General features: G+C 46.6%; 16 protein-coding genes. 9 read left to right on the forward strand and 7 right to left on the reverse strand.

The window, feature by feature from the left end; translation table 11 throughout:
• Positions 1-64: 64 nt before the first annotated feature.
• Complete coding sequence (locus LEPBO_RS0122660; RefSeq protein WP_017289873.1) at positions 65-652, reverse strand: Uma2 family endonuclease; 588 nt, start codon at positions 650-652, stop codon at positions 65-67.
• Positions 653-679: 27 nt separating this feature from the next.
• Positions 680-979 (reverse strand): YggT family protein, encoded by a 300-nt coding sequence (locus tag LEPBO_RS0122665; RefSeq protein WP_316428279.1) that lies wholly within the window; start codon positions 977-979, stop codon positions 680-682.
• A gap of 184 nt (positions 980-1,163) precedes the next feature.
• Here LEPBO_RS0122665 and psbX point away from each other — a divergent pair, with 184 nt between their 5' ends.
• Together psbX and LEPBO_RS37975 are read left to right on the forward strand one after the other, a co-directional pair.
• A complete protein-coding gene (gene psbX, locus LEPBO_RS0122670; RefSeq protein ID WP_017289875.1) occupies positions 1,164-1,283 on the forward strand; it encodes a photosystem II reaction center X protein in 120 nt (39 codons plus the stop codon).
• 162 nt (positions 1,284-1,445) lie between these two features.
• Positions 1,446-2,123, forward strand: a complete 678-nt coding sequence (locus LEPBO_RS37975; protein ID WP_017289876.1) for a Ycf66 family protein — start codon at positions 1,446-1,448, stop codon at positions 2,121-2,123.
• 75 nt (positions 2,124-2,198) lie between these two features.
• Here the strand turns inward: LEPBO_RS37975 and LEPBO_RS0122680 are convergent, their stop codons facing one another.
• Positions 2,199-2,381: a chlorophyll a/b-binding protein gene (locus LEPBO_RS0122680; protein ID WP_017289877.1), complete on the reverse strand. Its 183-nt coding sequence runs from the start codon at positions 2,379-2,381 to the stop codon at positions 2,199-2,201.
• A 17-nt stretch (positions 2,382-2,398) separates the two neighbouring features.
• Positions 2,399-3,388 carry a succinate dehydrogenase/fumarate reductase iron-sulfur subunit gene (locus LEPBO_RS0122685; protein WP_017289878.1) on the reverse strand — a complete coding sequence of 330 codons (990 nt, stop codon included), beginning with the start codon at positions 3,386-3,388 and terminating at the stop codon, positions 2,399-2,401.
• A gap of 401 nt (positions 3,389-3,789) precedes the next feature.
• Between LEPBO_RS0122685 and LEPBO_RS0122695 the strand changes: the two genes are divergently transcribed.
• Positions 3,790-4,203, forward strand: coding sequence for an AbrB family transcriptional regulator (locus LEPBO_RS0122695; protein ID WP_017289880.1), 414 nt, complete (start codon positions 3,790-3,792; stop codon positions 4,201-4,203).
• 35 nt (positions 4,204-4,238) lie between these two features.
• On the forward strand, positions 4,239-5,078 hold the full coding sequence (locus LEPBO_RS0122700) for a CPBP family intramembrane glutamic endopeptidase (RefSeq protein WP_017289881.1): 840 nt from the start codon (positions 4,239-4,241) through the stop codon (positions 5,076-5,078).
• 91 nt (positions 5,079-5,169) lie between these two features.
• Here the strand turns inward: LEPBO_RS0122700 and btpA are convergent, their stop codons facing one another.
• Positions 5,170-6,018, reverse strand: coding sequence for a photosystem I biogenesis protein BtpA (gene btpA / locus LEPBO_RS0122705; protein ID WP_026148847.1), 849 nt, complete (start codon positions 6,016-6,018; stop codon positions 5,170-5,172).
• A gap of 104 nt (positions 6,019-6,122) precedes the next feature.
• Between btpA and LEPBO_RS0122710 the strand changes: the two genes are divergently transcribed.
• Entirely contained in the window at positions 6,123-6,857 is a 735-nt protein-coding gene (locus LEPBO_RS0122710) for a creatininase family protein (protein ID WP_017289883.1), read from the forward strand.
• A 24-nt stretch (positions 6,858-6,881) separates the two neighbouring features.
• Here LEPBO_RS0122710 and LEPBO_RS0122715 read toward each other — a convergent pair whose 3' ends face one another.
• Positions 6,882-9,884, reverse strand: a complete 3,003-nt coding sequence (locus LEPBO_RS0122715; protein ID WP_017289884.1) for an ATP-binding protein — start codon at positions 9,882-9,884, stop codon at positions 6,882-6,884.
• Between the two features lie 382 nt (positions 9,885-10,266).
• On the opposite strand from LEPBO_RS0122715, the gene LEPBO_RS0122720 reads away from it, so the two are divergent.
• The 4 genes from LEPBO_RS0122720 to LEPBO_RS0122740 all read left to right on the forward strand — a co-directional run bounded on the left by LEPBO_RS0122720 (position 10,267) and on the right by LEPBO_RS0122740 (position 13,744).
• Positions 10,267-11,154, forward strand: a complete 888-nt coding sequence (locus LEPBO_RS0122720) for a circadian clock protein KaiA (protein WP_199323814.1) — start codon at positions 10,267-10,269, stop codon at positions 11,152-11,154.
• A 65-nt stretch (positions 11,155-11,219) separates the two neighbouring features.
• On the forward strand, positions 11,220-11,537 hold the full coding sequence (gene kaiB / locus LEPBO_RS0122725; RefSeq protein ID WP_017289886.1) for a circadian clock protein KaiB: 318 nt from the start codon (positions 11,220-11,222) through the stop codon (positions 11,535-11,537).
• A 120-nt stretch (positions 11,538-11,657) separates the two neighbouring features.
• Complete coding sequence (gene kaiC, locus LEPBO_RS0122730) at positions 11,658-13,211, forward strand: circadian clock protein KaiC (protein ID WP_017289887.1); 1,554 nt, start codon at positions 11,658-11,660, stop codon at positions 13,209-13,211.
• A gap of 284 nt (positions 13,212-13,495) precedes the next feature.
• On the forward strand, positions 13,496-13,744 hold the full coding sequence (locus tag LEPBO_RS0122740) for an RNA recognition motif domain-containing protein (protein ID WP_017289889.1): 249 nt from the start codon (positions 13,496-13,498) through the stop codon (positions 13,742-13,744).
• 98 nt (positions 13,745-13,842) lie between these two features.
• Here LEPBO_RS0122740 and LEPBO_RS0122745 read toward each other — a convergent pair whose 3' ends face one another.
• Positions 13,843-14,112, reverse strand: coding sequence for a GlsB/YeaQ/YmgE family stress response membrane protein (locus tag LEPBO_RS0122745; RefSeq protein WP_017289890.1), 270 nt, complete (start codon positions 14,110-14,112; stop codon positions 13,843-13,845).
• Positions 14,113-14,158: the final 46 nt, after the last annotated feature.

Here is a 14,158-nt window from a genome sequence, read left to right on the forward strand (position 1 = left end):
TCGAGTAAGTTGGTGAATTCGAGAAGAGACTAGGAGCGGCTCAACTCGAGCGATCGACAAACTTTCAGCCTGCTTTTAGAATCTGCATCGCAGTTAAATTCAGTTGCGGAAAGCTTGGAGAAAGGACAATATCAGAGTCTTGAAATTGCCCGACTTCTTGATATTGCTTTCCATCTAAGCGCAATACAGTCACTACACTTCGAGCCGGATCAATGATCCAATATTCAGGGATACCACGTTCTGCGTATTCTCTTCGCTTATCGATATACTCTCTGTCATAATTTTCGCTTCCAGGTTCACCGGGCGAGACGACTTCAACGATAAGCACTGGGGCAGGCATATTTGCCGTGATTAGAGATTGATTCTGCTGGCTCAGCATCTGATCTAAGTCTTCTGTCAGAATCATCAAATCAGGGTTCCGAGCCGTTACAGATGAACTCTTAACCGCGATTTGCGTTCCTCTGGCAATTAAATCGATCGAGACAACTTGTAGAAATTGGCTCAACAGCCATAGTGCAATTTTCTCATTCAGTCTCTTTTCCGATCCCATGTTTACCAACACCCCATCCACCAACTCGTAACGGGTGTCAGTTCCATCGTCATACGCCAAATATTCCTCGATCGTGCTAAATCGAAGTTTCGCTTGTGTCATTTCAGGTAGTGCTGAAGTTCTTTCAGCTTAAAACATCATCGTCAAAATGCCTTGCTGACCCAACAGCATTTCACGCAACAGGCTGAAAATTCCGACCCAAATAATTGGCGTGATATCTACTCCGCCCAACGGTTGAATCACTTTGCGAGTCAGCGCTAAAAAAGGTTCAGTTGGAATCGCTGCCAGATTAAACGGGAACTTCTGCAATTCCACCTGCGGATACCAAGTCAAAACAATTCGAACAATAAACAGAAACGTCATCGCACCCAACGCAATGCTGAGAGAAGTAAGAGCGATCGTTGTAGCATCCATAAGTTTTCGTGCCAAATCTTTAAGCTTTGTAACTTGATCTCATTCTATCGAGAATCGACGCAAGCATTGTAGCAGTCAAGCAGTTCCTCATTCTTGAATCGAGAAATCCAGGACTTTGCGACGGTTTGCTATACAAATACATGACAAACTATTAAAATTATGATGACTTGCGTGTTGTCGATAAGGACTTGAAAGACCTATGACCCCTTCTTTAATGAACTTTCTGTTGAGCTTAGTTGCAGGACTCGTAATCGTCGTGGTTCCCGCAACTGCATTTTTGATTTTCGTTAGCCAAAAAGACAAAATTCAACGCAATTAATTAGAAACACTGGTGATTTGAACCGAACCAGTTATATTAGAGTCGAACCTCAGAACCTGGACGCTTGCGAACAGACTGAGGTTTTTGCCTATTCTAAACGTAGATTTTCGTGGAGAATTGCGGGAGAAGCCGCTAACATAGGACTATCCTTGGAGACCGGACATGGTTAATTTTCAGTTCAATTTGGCAAGTATCTCTGGGATCGTCCTGGCGGTCGGCGGGACTTCCCTGTATGCAGTTCGATCGTTTCGACCGCAAATTGCTCGTGATACCGATATTTTCTTTTCGGCAGTTGGGCTACTGTGCGGGTTGATTCTGATTTTTTACGGCTGGCGGTTTGACCCGATCATGCAGTTCGGTCAAGTCCTGCTGACGGGAGCCGCTATCTACTTTGTGTTTGAGAATTTGAGATTACGTCAAATTTCGACCGAGCAAGCAAAACGGGAAACCCCGATCGTCGATGATAGTCGTCCAGTCAGCCGGAATTATCAGGCTGAGTTTGAAGACGACTATACCGTAAGCTTTGCAGAACGCGAGCGTCGTGAGCAGCTTCGCGAAGCTCGGCGTAGAAGACCTGAGCGTGAAGAAGAGTACGAGCGTCCAGTGCGTTCGGAGCGGGCAGGTGAACCTCGTTTAGGTCCGTCAGGTCGTCGCCCGCGTCGGGATGCGTCATTTGATGAGCCTCAAGAAGATTTTACGAGCCGTCCGCCGCGTCGCAATTCTGCTAAATCTAATCGCCCGCGTCGGAGTTCTTCCTCGGTTGAAGATATCAATCAACCTGAAGACGGCGGTTATGTAGACTACCGCCCGATCGATGGAAATCGGCAAGACACTTGGTAACGATTGAATTGAACGAATTGAAAAAGGAGCGCTAGTCTAGCGCTCCTTTTTTTATCTAGATTCTGTATCTAGAGATTAAAAGCCTAACCAGGTAAAAAAGTCTTGACGGGTGACAAATTGTAGAATCAACAATGCCACAAATCCAATCATGGCAAAACGTCCATTCATTAACTCGGCATAAGGTGTCCAACCCAATGCAGGTTGATTCTCGGTTTCTTGTTCCACAGTTTCCTGGGATTCAGGGGCACTTTCAGTCATCAAATCGTTCCGAAAACTCAACGTTTTGATTGTGCCTCAAATGCCTGCACAGATTCAATCAGCGATCGTACAGTCTTCACGCCTTCAGACGGCTCGAATCCCATCGGCAGCTTGCGCTTCGTCAGCATTCTCACGCCCAATGGAGCCAGACTAATCAACCCACCTAAATCGCGAAAATTATTGGCAACCACCTGCAACCCAAATTGACGCTCATCAATCCAACCGCCCTTTTTCACCAAATCGATTAAAGTTCTGCGGTGACGAATTGAGCGCGTCACTTCGGTCGTTTTACGCGCGAGAATTTCTTGCTTAATCTTGCCAATTTGATCCATCGGAGCAACCTCCATTGGACAAACCGCATTGCAGTAATAACAGCGAGTACAGCCCCAAACTCCATCGGTCGATTGGTTGTATTTATCCAAGCGATCGTCGCTGCGATCGTCACGCGAATCTTCCACCATCCGATAAGCTTTCGCGAGCGCATGAGGCCCGACAAAATTCGGATTCACCTCGCGCGCATTACATTCGGAATAGCAGGCTCCGCACATAATACAATTGCCCGTCTGATTGAGCTTGTCACGCTCTTCTGGAGATTGCAAAAATTCGCGTTCTGGAATTTGGCGAGATGCAGTACTGACATAGGGATCAACCGCCTTCAAATTTGCCCAGAAGCTGGACATATCCACAACCAAATCTTTGATCACAGGCATATTTCCCATCGGTGCGATCGTAATTTCTGGAATCTCAGCATCGGGGGCAAATCTCGCTACCTCACTGCCCACATTTTCCTTACAAGCTAATGCCGAGCGTCCATTAATTCGCATCGAACAACTGCCACAAATTGTATTGCGGCAATTTTTACGATAGGCAAGTGTGCCATCTTGCTCCCACTTAATTCGATTCAGGCAGTCGAGAATCGTAGTTCCGGGTTCTACCTCTAATGAATACGATTCCACACGCGAGGCAGCATTTTGATCCTGTCGGACAATCTTAAAAACAACTTGCATACACTCTCAGAGTACGGCTGATCCAGAAGCATAGTTTAACACTGTTGTTTCAAGCTAGGCGATCGATGTAAACTCCTGAAATAAAAGCGATCGTCTTCATTAAATCGAGCTTAAACTTTCGATTCAAATTCATAATTGTGATCACAATTCTTGATTCGAGCACGGATTTTTTCTGACATTCAGAGTCATAGATTCTACTTCATCAAGCAATGTAAAAAGGCATTCTTAGAAATGTATCCGGATGGAATTGCAAGATTTAATCAAAAATATTGATAGTGTGGCAAATTATTCAAAGTGACTGTTCAAAAATAGGCGTTTAGAGATATATTTTATTAAGTCAAACATTCAAACATTGACGCTCAAGAACCATTTCAGAATTCGTTAGGGAAATCCTGTAGCAGATGAGTGAACCTGCAACCACCCCATTAACAGGGAAGGCATTACTTCAAAAAGTAAAAGAACTGTCCCATCTGCCTCGTCGAGAAACGGCTAAGCGATGTGGCTATTACACTGTCACGAAGAACAACCAAACTCGTGTCAATTTGACTGATTTTTATGATGCTTTATTGGTTGCGAAAGGGCTACCTCTCGACCCAGAAGGCACAAAAGATGGACGGGGACGTGAACCGACTTATCGCGTCAGTGTTCATCAAAATGGGCAAATTGTGATCGGCGCAGCTTATACAAAAGCGATGGGTTTAAAGCCGGGAGACGAGTTTGAAATTAAGCTGGGTTACAAGCATATCCATCTGATTCAACTCGATAGCGACAAAGCGAGTAAAAATGGCGCAGTGGACACCGCTGAAGAAGATTAGTTCGCTTTCTAAATAAATATCAGTTGAGTTTGATAATGAATTTTCCTATCTCGATCGCGTTGGATTCGTTTGTTAAGAGTCTCTCACAAGCGCCTCCTCTGATTCAGATAGGATTCTTTTTTTTGGCATGGTTCCTGTTATGGCTACCGCTCGCGATTCCGATCGCAATTGCCATGAAGTGGAGACCATTTGAACCGCTACAATCGTCACAGAAATTACCGCTTGTCGCCTCACTTTACGGAATTGCTCCACTCGTTTTATGGGGAGTTTCACGGGTAAAAGAGCGGGATTTCCCGACATTTGGAGTGAGTTGGGATTTGCATCTTTTCAGTTCCAGTGCGATCGGGTTGGGGATTGGTGCGATCGGAATTTTAATTCTGTTTGGCGTGCAAACTGCGATCGGTTGGTTGCATTGGAACCTGGAGAATTGGAAGCAATGGCTCGCGGCATGTTTGCCGACGTTAGTATTAGGGATTTGGATTGGATTTACGGAAGAATGGGTGTTTCGCGGGTTCTGTTTTGGAGAATTTGCGTCTGATTTTTGGAGCGCCGCGATTGTTTCTAGCGTCATTTTTTCGGCACTGCATTTGATTTGGGAGGGTCGTGCCCAGATTCCACAATTGCCAGGGTTGGCATTAATGGGTGTGGTTTTATGTTTGGCGTTTGTGCAAGATCAAAATAGTATTGGACTCCCTTGGGGACTGCATGCGGGCTGGGTCTGGATGATTGCGAGCCTGGATACTGCAAAGATTTTGAGGTACGAAGCGACTGCACCAGAATGGGGAACGGGCATCGATCGCAAACCCTTAGCAGGATTATTAGGGTTAGTATTTTTGTTGGCAATGGGAATTTTGGTAACGAGATCGTTCACGTAATCTCAAACCGCAGAACATCTCAAGCTGCAAAAAAATCGGAGTTTTTACAAGCTCCGATTTCTTGCTTTCTGTGAAATTTCTCAAAAATTTCTTAAGTATGCAGTTTGACAGAAGGCGGAACCTTGTCATTTTTTGGCATTGGAACCCCTCGTCTTGCTGCTTCTACAAATCGACTTACCCGAATCGGATCAATTGAATTCTCTCGTTTCCCTTGCCGTTTCAGTGAACTCGAGACAATCACCCCATCGGCAACCTGCATCATCTGAGGCACATTTTCCCAATCTGCTCCACTGCCGACAAAAACAGGCGTGCCCTGAGCCGCATCTCGCGCTAACTCTAGATCTTCTAAGTTAGGCGGATCACCCGTTGCCCAACCGGAAAGAATCACGGCATCTGCCAAACCACGCTCGATCGTGTCTTGCACTGCGACCGTGAGATTCGTCGAACTCAAGGGGCGCGCATGTTTCACCAACACATCGGCAAAAATTTTCACATCACTGCCCAATTCGCGCCGATAGCGCATCAACTCATGGGCGCGACCTTCAATCAAACCTTGATCGGTCGCCATGATGCCTGTCCAGACATTCACGCGAATGAACTGAGCCTGTGTACAAGACGCGATCGCTAACGCACTTTGAGCATCATTTCTCAAAACATTAATGCCGATCGGTAACGCGACCATCTGCATCAACCGCTGAATAATCACCGTCATCGCGCTGACAACAGCGGGATCAACGTGATCTTTCGGGAACGGTGCGTCAAAGAAATTTTCAACAATAATGCCGTCTACGCCACCTGCGGCCAAGGCGGTTGCCTCTTGTTCAGCGCGATCGATCACGGTCTTCAAACTACCGCCCCAGCGCGGAGAAGTCGGCAGGGGCAGAAGATGAACGACACCAATAATAGGATTTGGAGTTTTGAATATTTGTTTTAAGTCCACAGCGCCCACAAAACCGACTTTCTAAGCAACATCAATATTGAAAATGATAACGCGATTCGGAATGCGAAATTTAAAATAGGATTTTCAACTCTGAGCGAACTCTTATGTTATTGCACTTATCGACCTGGTTAGAGGTTGAAGCATATTTAGAACAATCGACGGGAATTATTTTACCGATCGGCTCAACTGAACAACATGGACCGACGGGGCTGATTGGCACAGATGCGATTTGTGCAGAAGCGATCGCGCAAGGAGTGGGAGCCGAGATCGAGGCTTTGGTTGCGCCGACGATCCAGGTCGGAATGGCACTGCATCACACGGCTTTTCCGGGCAGTATGAGCTTACGACCAAGCACAATGATTCTCGTGATTCGAGACTATCTCACCAGTTTGGCGAAAGCTGGATTTCGGAAATTTTTCTTTATCAATGGACATGGTGGAAATGTTGCGACCTTAAAAGCCGCGTTTTCAGAGACTTATGATCATCTGTCGAATTTGGGCATTTCCAATGAAGTGCAGTGTGTGGTGAGTAACTGGTATATGTGTAGCTCTGTCTATCAGTTGGCAAAAGAATTATATGGCAATCAAGAAGGTTCTCATGCGACACCGAGCGAAGTTGCTGTGACTCAATATGTCTATCCCGATTTCATTAAGACTGCACCGTTGAGTGAACCAGTCGCGAAAGGACATCGGATCTATGGCGCGATCGACTTTCGACGCAACTACCCAGATGGACGTATGGGATCAAATCCGGCTTTGGCTACTCCAGAGCATGGAGAGCAGTTGTATCAATTAGCAGTGAAAGAAATTAGCCGAGAGTATTTAACTTTTTTGGGGTAGTCGTCTGATCGCATTGATCTCCACTTATGCCGATAGAAGCTGATTGAGATGATCTAATAACTCTTCCATCGTCAGGGGAGGTAAGACGATCGTTGCAATTTCTTCTAACACGGGATCGGGTTGAGCTTGCTGATCGATCACAACAATCGAGACTTTCTCCTTAAATTTCTTCAAGCTTGACAGTTGCGCGATCGCCGATGCATCTAAATCCTCAGCGTGAATCAGCAAGAGATCAATACTCTGAGTGTCGAGCTTTTGCAGCACATCTTGCCACGATCGCGCAATCATTCCTCGGAATCCAGCCGTTTGGAGATATTGCATCACCGCTTGTAGCCAGTCTGAGCGCTTATCGGTCGTTTCGGTCGAGCGCAGCTTAGAAGACTCGATCGCTAATACCAACGGTCGCCACGCAAATCCTGCTGCCACTTGAATCACTTGTAACAGTGCAGAAGGCTCAGACGCATCTGAAATCGGAGCTAAGCAGGGAAAAACGGATAAGTTTTGGATCTGATTTGCCGCTTGAGTTGTAGCCGGATCAAGTGTGACCAAAGGCAACGACGCGAGGAAACTACAGTCTCCTAAGAGTTTGAGATAGCCGATTGGATCAGGAATCGCGGCATCGAGGAGCACAAGATTGGGTTTCCAAACTTGCGCTAAAAGTTCAGCTTGTTCTAAATCGTCGGCTTCGACCACCCGGTAATTATGGCTGTGCAGCAAGGCATTGAGATCGACTTCTGAAACGGTTCCTAATCGGTGAAGTTCGCCATACCGAGTCGGACTAAGACGGAGAATCACCAATGTTTGAGGAGAGGATTCCACAATCGAGATCGGCACTTCATCCGGAGTCAGTTGATTGAGAACTTGCTGAAGCGATTTCTGAAGAATCGGCAATGCCAAAAATCCATCGGCATGATTGCGATAAGCTTGTTCTCGATCGCCCCGAGTTCCCGTGACAATTATCGGAATCTCTCGCGTCTGCGGTTCTGCTTTTAATAATGTCAAGACATCCCAACCCGATAAAGTCGGCAACAAGGGATTGAGAAAAACCGCACAAGGTTGGAGACGGCGAGCTTTTTCAACTGCCTCCGTTCCCGATCTCGCAATCACCACTCGATATCCCAGTGCCGCTAATTGCTCAGACAGCACCTCGATCGACTTCACAACCGCTTCGACAACGAGGACTAAACGATTCTCGATCGCAGTCGGGGTTCTGAGAATCTGACCGCGCTGCACCACAATACTGGTCGTCGGTTGGGGATGCGTTGGCGGCAGTAACAGTGTAAATTGGCTGCCTTGATGCTCGCGCGACACAAAGGAGACATCTCCTCCGTGTAATCGCGCCAAACGCTGGGTCAGCACCAGTCCCAATCCTGCACCTTCAAATCGACGAGTCAGGGGATTCTCAAGCTGCTGAAACTTTTGGAAAATTAGATGCTGCTTCTCAGCCGGAATGCCGATTCCGGTATCCCAAACTGTAAATGCAATCCAGCCTTCCCATCGACTGACCTGTAAGCCAATCCGTCCCGATGGCTCTGTGAATTTCAGTGCATTGGACAGAAGATGCACCAGCATTTGACGCAGACGCAATTCATCAGCGACTAATGTTTCTAATCCGGGTTCAATTTCTAAGCTGAATTGAGCTAGATCAGCCGTCGCGTTCAACTTGGTGCGCGTCTCTGGCTTTTCTTCTTCAAGACAAAGCTGCTGGGCTTGCTCAACGGCGCGCTCACACAAGTTTTTGACATTCACCGAATACAACGTCAATTCAATCTGACCCGTTTCAATTCGAGTCAGGTCGAGAATGTCATTGACGATCGCCATTAAATGCCGACCGCTGCGGTGAATCAATTGCGCATAGCGAATTTGGCGATCGTTCAAGGTGCCCGACAGTTGATCTTTGAGCAGACTTGATAAGCCCAATACCGCAGTCAACGGCGTTCTTAATTCATGGCTGATGCAATTGAGAAACTCATCTTTGAGACGATTCAATTGCACTAAATCCGCATTTTTCGCGGCGAGTTCGCGAGAAAGTTGCTGTTGCTCAGTCACATCTTGCACTAAAACGAGCCACAACTCTTCTGCCGTCGATCGCTCAGTTGCCCGTTCTCCCCCCTCAAATGTGGCTAAATGAAAAGGCTGATGAACCGTTTCACTCAACGCCTCTCGACCCGATAGCAGCGCTCCGAGTGGAATTTTTGCAAACTGTAAAATTCGTTCCTGCCCATTCTTTAAAGGACAGACACATACGCAAGTATTCGGATCAGATCCAAGCTGACATAATTTTGCCAGCAATGGATGATCGGCGGCGCTATCTTCTAGCACCGATGCAACATCACGCTGTACCCAACCTGTATCTACAAAATCTGTCAGTTGCTCGCTCCAATGTTGATTGCGTGCAATCACCCGTCCGGTGCTTGTCTGCAACATCAGCGGCAGGGGCAAATGCTCCAAAAACTGCATCAGTGTGGTCTTCGTTTCGAGTTCAGTTAAGGCCAATTGAGCAGGCGACAAGCCTAACTCTAGCGATTTGGAATAACCCATCTCGGCAATTTGAACTTGAATTTTTTGCTTCAGGCGAGTCGAAGAAGACTCAGGTTCAACAGAAGCCTCGGTTTTTGCTTGTCGCCAGAGCGATTCAGATGAAGGCTTATTCGGCGATCGAGTCGAAATGACTTCGACCCACAAGCGCAAATAAACACTATCGACTAATCCTAAAAATCGCTGTTCTGCATCAAGAACAGCCCAATATCGCATCGGACTGACAAATTCGAGTTGATGGAAAGAGAGAGTGTCTGCGATCGTGGGCAACTCTTCCACACATTGATCTAAGCGGGGGTCATTTTGGCGCGCATGAGACAGTAAGCGATGAGCATGAATCACGCCAATCGGAAATTGCCGCTCATCGATTAATACCAAGCGGTCGGATCGATACTGCCCCATGACCTCGATCGCTTCTGCCAGAGTGGCTGACTGAAAACAAACCGGAGCAGGCTCGATAAATTCACGAATCGAGGGTGGATATATCACTCTCTTCTATCCTGCCGAGCGGCACAACGCATCGCAAACCAGTGCTGGTTCTGATCTTAATCGCTTCTCAACCGCTGTAGACGGTAATTTAGCCGACAAACGCACTGCCTGAAATGGAAATTAATAAGTGCAAATGTAAATGCTTCAAACGAAGCGAAAATTTAAAAAGAAATTCAAATCTATCTCATTCAGCGTAATTGACGCTCGAATGGAAAGCGTTTATGTAATTATAGTTAACAGTTCGCCAAGTCTGTAAATCTATATCAATGCAAATTCGAGAGTTTGATGGCACTTTCCTTTTATTCCAGGTAAGTCCTGGCTCGGAGTGTCACAATAGAACGATCAGATAACAAGCGCTAACCATTCCTTCTAAAATTTGCCCTTGATAGCCCTAGTTTCCTCGATCGTGCGTCCTCAACTTTCGATTGGCGTATATCTCAACTCTCCAGCGTTGCCGCAATCACTGGAGCAGATTCTGGCTAGCCACGAGCGCTATGCAATGACGGTGGTCGAATCGACCCAGGACTTTTTTCAGCTCATTCAGCAGCACAAACAGCAGCTCGATTGCCTAATTTTGCAAGACAGTTCTGAATTGCCTGCAATTATTGAATGGCTTCACAGCCAAGCCACACTGTTGCCTGCGATTTTAGTCGAATCTGAACCCCACACTACTCGTCCACCAGATTTCACATTTTTGTATCACACGGGCGAAGTTTGGGCGACTCTAGCGGACCTCGAACAGGTTGACAATCTGATTGCGAACGCGATCGAAGGATTTCTGAATCTCTCGCCATCTTGTCAAATTCCGCGCGAAACGGCTCCGCCGGATCCGACACGAGATCTGACGACCCAGAATTTTCTCATGCTGCAACAGCGACGGCTGACTGAAAAACTGCATGAGCGACTTGGATATTTGGGGGTCTATTACAAACGCAATCCTCAGGCTTATCTGAGAAATCTTCCGCCTCAAGAGCAGCATGAACTGATCGAGGCGCTGCGGCTCGAATATCGTGCGATTATTTTGAGCTATTTCACAGACGAGACGGCTCTCAATCATCGCATTGACAATTTCGTGAATGCTGCTTTTTTCGCAGATGTCTCAGTCGCCCAAATTGTGGAAATCCACATGGAACTCATGGATGAATTTGCCAAACAGCTAAAATTAGAAGGGCGAAATGAAGAAGTTTTGCTGGATTATCGACTGACGCTGATTGATACGATTGCACATTTGTGTGAGATGTATCGGCGTTCTATTCCGCGAGAATCTTAACTTAGAATGCGGATTTTGACTGTAATGCTAGTCGTAATCTAGAGTGAATAGCGATCGATCAAACTATGAGTCCTTTAAAGAAGACCTACGTCTTAAAACTATACGTCGCTGGAAATACACCGAATTCGGTTCGGGCACTCAAGACGTTAAATAACATTCTCGAAAAGGAGTTTCAAGGAGTCTATGCGCTAAAAGTCATTGATGTTTTGAAAAACCCGCAACTTGCAGAAGAAGACAAAATCCTCGCAACTCCAACTTTGGCAAAAATCCTGCCCCCGCCTGTACGCAAAATTATTGGCGACTTGTCCGATCGAGAAAAAGTTTTGATCGGGTTGGACTTGCTTTATGAAGAACTGCGAGAAGAAGAGCTTGATTCGCAATAACTCTGGAATTGAACGGCTTATTTACAAGTTTTGTGGTAAATAAGTGAAACGGCATAATCTAACCCCTTTGAGATCTTCTGATACTCAGGAGCTTGCTCCATTTTGTCTGACCCTAATCCTATGACTTCGATTAATCAAACCGAACCGCGTAATCCCGCTGATCTTTCTAGCGTGCGAAAAATTCGTACGCTGATCGAAGGCTTCGACGATATTAGTCACGGAGGACTGCCCGTTGGTCGCACAACCCTCGTCAGTGGCACTTCTGGAACAGGCAAAACGCTACTCGCAGTACAGTTTCTCTATAACGGAATCACTCAATTTGACGAAGCAGGTGTGTTTGTCACCTTTGAAGAATCCCCTGCTGACATTATCAAAAACGCCTATAGCTTCGGATGGGATCTACAACGATTTGTAGATGAAGGAAAACTGTTTATTCTCGATGCGTCTCCTGATCCTGAAGGTCAAGATGTCGTCGGAAATTTTGACCTTTCAGCTTTAATTGAACGAATTCAGTATGCGATTCGGAAATACAAAGCGCGGCGGGTGTCGATCGACTCTGTGACGGCAGTGTTTCAGCAATATGATGCAGCGTCGGTCGTGCGGCGAGAAATTTTTCGCCTCGTCGCCCGGTTAAAGCAAGTCGGGGCAACCACGATTATGACCACCGAGCGGATTGAGGAATATGGTCCGGTCGCACGTTTTGGCGTGGAAGAATTTGTCTCAGATAATGTCGTAATTGTGCGCAACGTCCTCGAAGGAGAGCGGCGCAGAAGAACGATCGAGATTCTCAAACTTCGCGGGACAACTCACATGAAAGGGGAATACCCTTTCACGATCACGAATCAAGGGGTCAATATCTTCCCGCTAGGTGCGATGCGCCTGACTCAGCGATCGTCGAATGTGCGCGTCTCGTCGGGGGTCAACACCCTAGACGAAATGTGCGGCGGTGGATTCTTCAAAGATTCGATCATTCTGGCAACGGGCGCAACCGGAACCGGAAAAACGCTGCTGGTTAGCAAATTTTTGCAGGAAGCGTGTCAAAGAGGCGATCGCGCAATCTTGTTTGCCTACGAAGAATCGCGGGCGCAATTGTCACGAAACGCCTACTCGTGGGGCATCGACTTTGAAGAACTCGAACAACAAGGATTGTTAAAAATTATTTGTGCGTATCCTGAGTCAGCAGGCTTAGAAGATCACTTGCAGATTATTAAATCGGAAATTTCGGAATTTAAGCCGTCCAGGATTGCGATCGACTCGCTTTCTGCCTTGGCGCGAGGCGTCAGTAACAATGCGTTCCGACAGTTTGTGATTGGCGTGACCGGATTTGCGAAACAAGAGGAGATCACCGGATTCTTCACGAATACGACCGATCAGTTTATGGGATCGCATTCGATTACCGATTCGCATATTTCCACGATCACCGACACGATTATCATGCTGCAATACGTCGAGATCCGGGGCGAAATGTCGCGTGCCTTGAACGTGTTTAAGATGCGGGGATCTTGGCATGATAAGGGAATTCGCGAATACACCATTAGTGCTCAAGGTCCAGAAATTAAGGACTCGTTCCGCAATTTCGAGCGAATTATTAGCGGTTCACCGACTCGGATTGCAGTCGATGAGAAAGTTGATCTGTCACGAATTACGAAAGGATTACGCTCAGAAGACAAATAATCCAAGGCTCTTAACGCGATCATCAGACTTGATTAAGTTGAATTCCAAAAAAATTAATCGATTTAAGTTGTAATTTTCTATCAAGATGTAGTGTGAAGAACAAAAATAATGGTTCAAAAAGAGGGATGATCAGAGTGGGTTCTTGACGAATTTGAAAATGAACACTGCAATGACCTGAATGAGTTGGAGAATTTATCAGCTCGTGTGCAAATTGCCCTAGGACGCAGTGCTTCCGGCTCAACAGTTCATAGAATCCAGTTTTGCTCTTCGTTTCGGACATTCTCATGACCATTTACGTTGGAAATCTTTCATACCAAGCGACCGTAGACGACCTGAAATCGGTCTTTGCCGAATATGGCACGGTAAAGCGGGTCGTCCTGCCTACCGATCGCGAAACTGGACGGATGCGAGGCTTCGCATTTGTGGAAATGGAACAAGACGCGCAAGAAGATGCCGCAATTACTGACTTAGACGGGGCAGAGTGGATGGGTCGGCAGCTTCGAGTCAATAAAGCGAAACCGAAGGGAGAGTAAATCTAAAACCGAATACATCGCACCTTTGCATCGTTAAGTAAAAGCGCTTTCCGGCGATTCAGTTGGAAAGCGCTTTTATCGATCTTGAAGCCATGCAGTTACGCTGCGCGACGGGTTAAGAGTCCCCACAGGAAAATTGCCACAATTGCGCCTAAGACTGCAATCAAAATTCCACCAATACTGAGGGATGCTGCGGTCAAATTCAGCGCGCCCGTAGTTAGGAAAGTATAGAGACTTCCTCCGACAAAGGCACCAATGATGCCTAGGATGATTGTTCCGAGAATGCCGCCGCCTTGACTACCCGGATAAATTGCTTTCGCGATCGCCCCTGCAATCAGACCTAAAATAATCCACGCAATCAGATTCATAATTCAGTGCCTCTTAAAAGTTTTTAGCCCATGAGTAGAAGGTATC

The organism is Leptolyngbya boryana PCC 6306, from assembly GCF_000353285.1.
GTDB lineage: Bacteria > Cyanobacteriota > Cyanobacteriia > Leptolyngbyales > Leptolyngbyaceae > Leptolyngbya > Leptolyngbya boryana.

Excerpts from the sequence above, each read along its gene's own strand:
- LEPBO_RS0122660 (WP_017289873.1), bottom strand. The coding sequence starts at position 652 with ATGACACAAGCGAAACTTCGATTTAGCACGATCGAGGAATATTTGGCG.
- psbX (WP_017289875.1), top strand. The coding sequence starts at position 1,164 with ATGACCCCTTCTTTAATGAACTTTCTGTTGAGCTTAGTTGCAGGACTC.
- LEPBO_RS37975 (WP_017289876.1), top strand. The coding sequence starts at position 1,446 with ATGGTTAATTTTCAGTTCAATTTGGCAAGTATCTCTGGGATCGTCCTG.
- LEPBO_RS0122680 (WP_017289877.1), bottom strand. The coding sequence starts at position 2,381 with ATGACTGAAAGTGCCCCTGAATCCCAGGAAACTGTGGAACAAGAAACC.
- LEPBO_RS0122685 (WP_017289878.1), bottom strand. The coding sequence starts at position 3,388 with ATGCAAGTTGTTTTTAAGATTGTCCGACAGGATCAAAATGCTGCCTCG.
- LEPBO_RS0122695 (WP_017289880.1), top strand. The coding sequence starts at position 3,790 with ATGAGTGAACCTGCAACCACCCCATTAACAGGGAAGGCATTACTTCAA.
- LEPBO_RS0122700 (WP_017289881.1), top strand. The coding sequence starts at position 4,239 with ATGAATTTTCCTATCTCGATCGCGTTGGATTCGTTTGTTAAGAGTCTC.
- LEPBO_RS0122710 (WP_017289883.1), top strand. The coding sequence starts at position 6,123 with ATGTTATTGCACTTATCGACCTGGTTAGAGGTTGAAGCATATTTAGAA.
- kaiB (WP_017289886.1), top strand. The coding sequence starts at position 11,220 with ATGAGTCCTTTAAAGAAGACCTACGTCTTAAAACTATACGTCGCTGGA.
- kaiC (WP_017289887.1), top strand. The coding sequence starts at position 11,658 with ATGACTTCGATTAATCAAACCGAACCGCGTAATCCCGCTGATCTTTCT.
- LEPBO_RS0122740 (WP_017289889.1), top strand. The coding sequence starts at position 13,496 with ATGACCATTTACGTTGGAAATCTTTCATACCAAGCGACCGTAGACGAC.
- LEPBO_RS0122745 (WP_017289890.1), bottom strand. The coding sequence starts at position 14,112 with ATGAATCTGATTGCGTGGATTATTTTAGGTCTGATTGCAGGGGCGATC.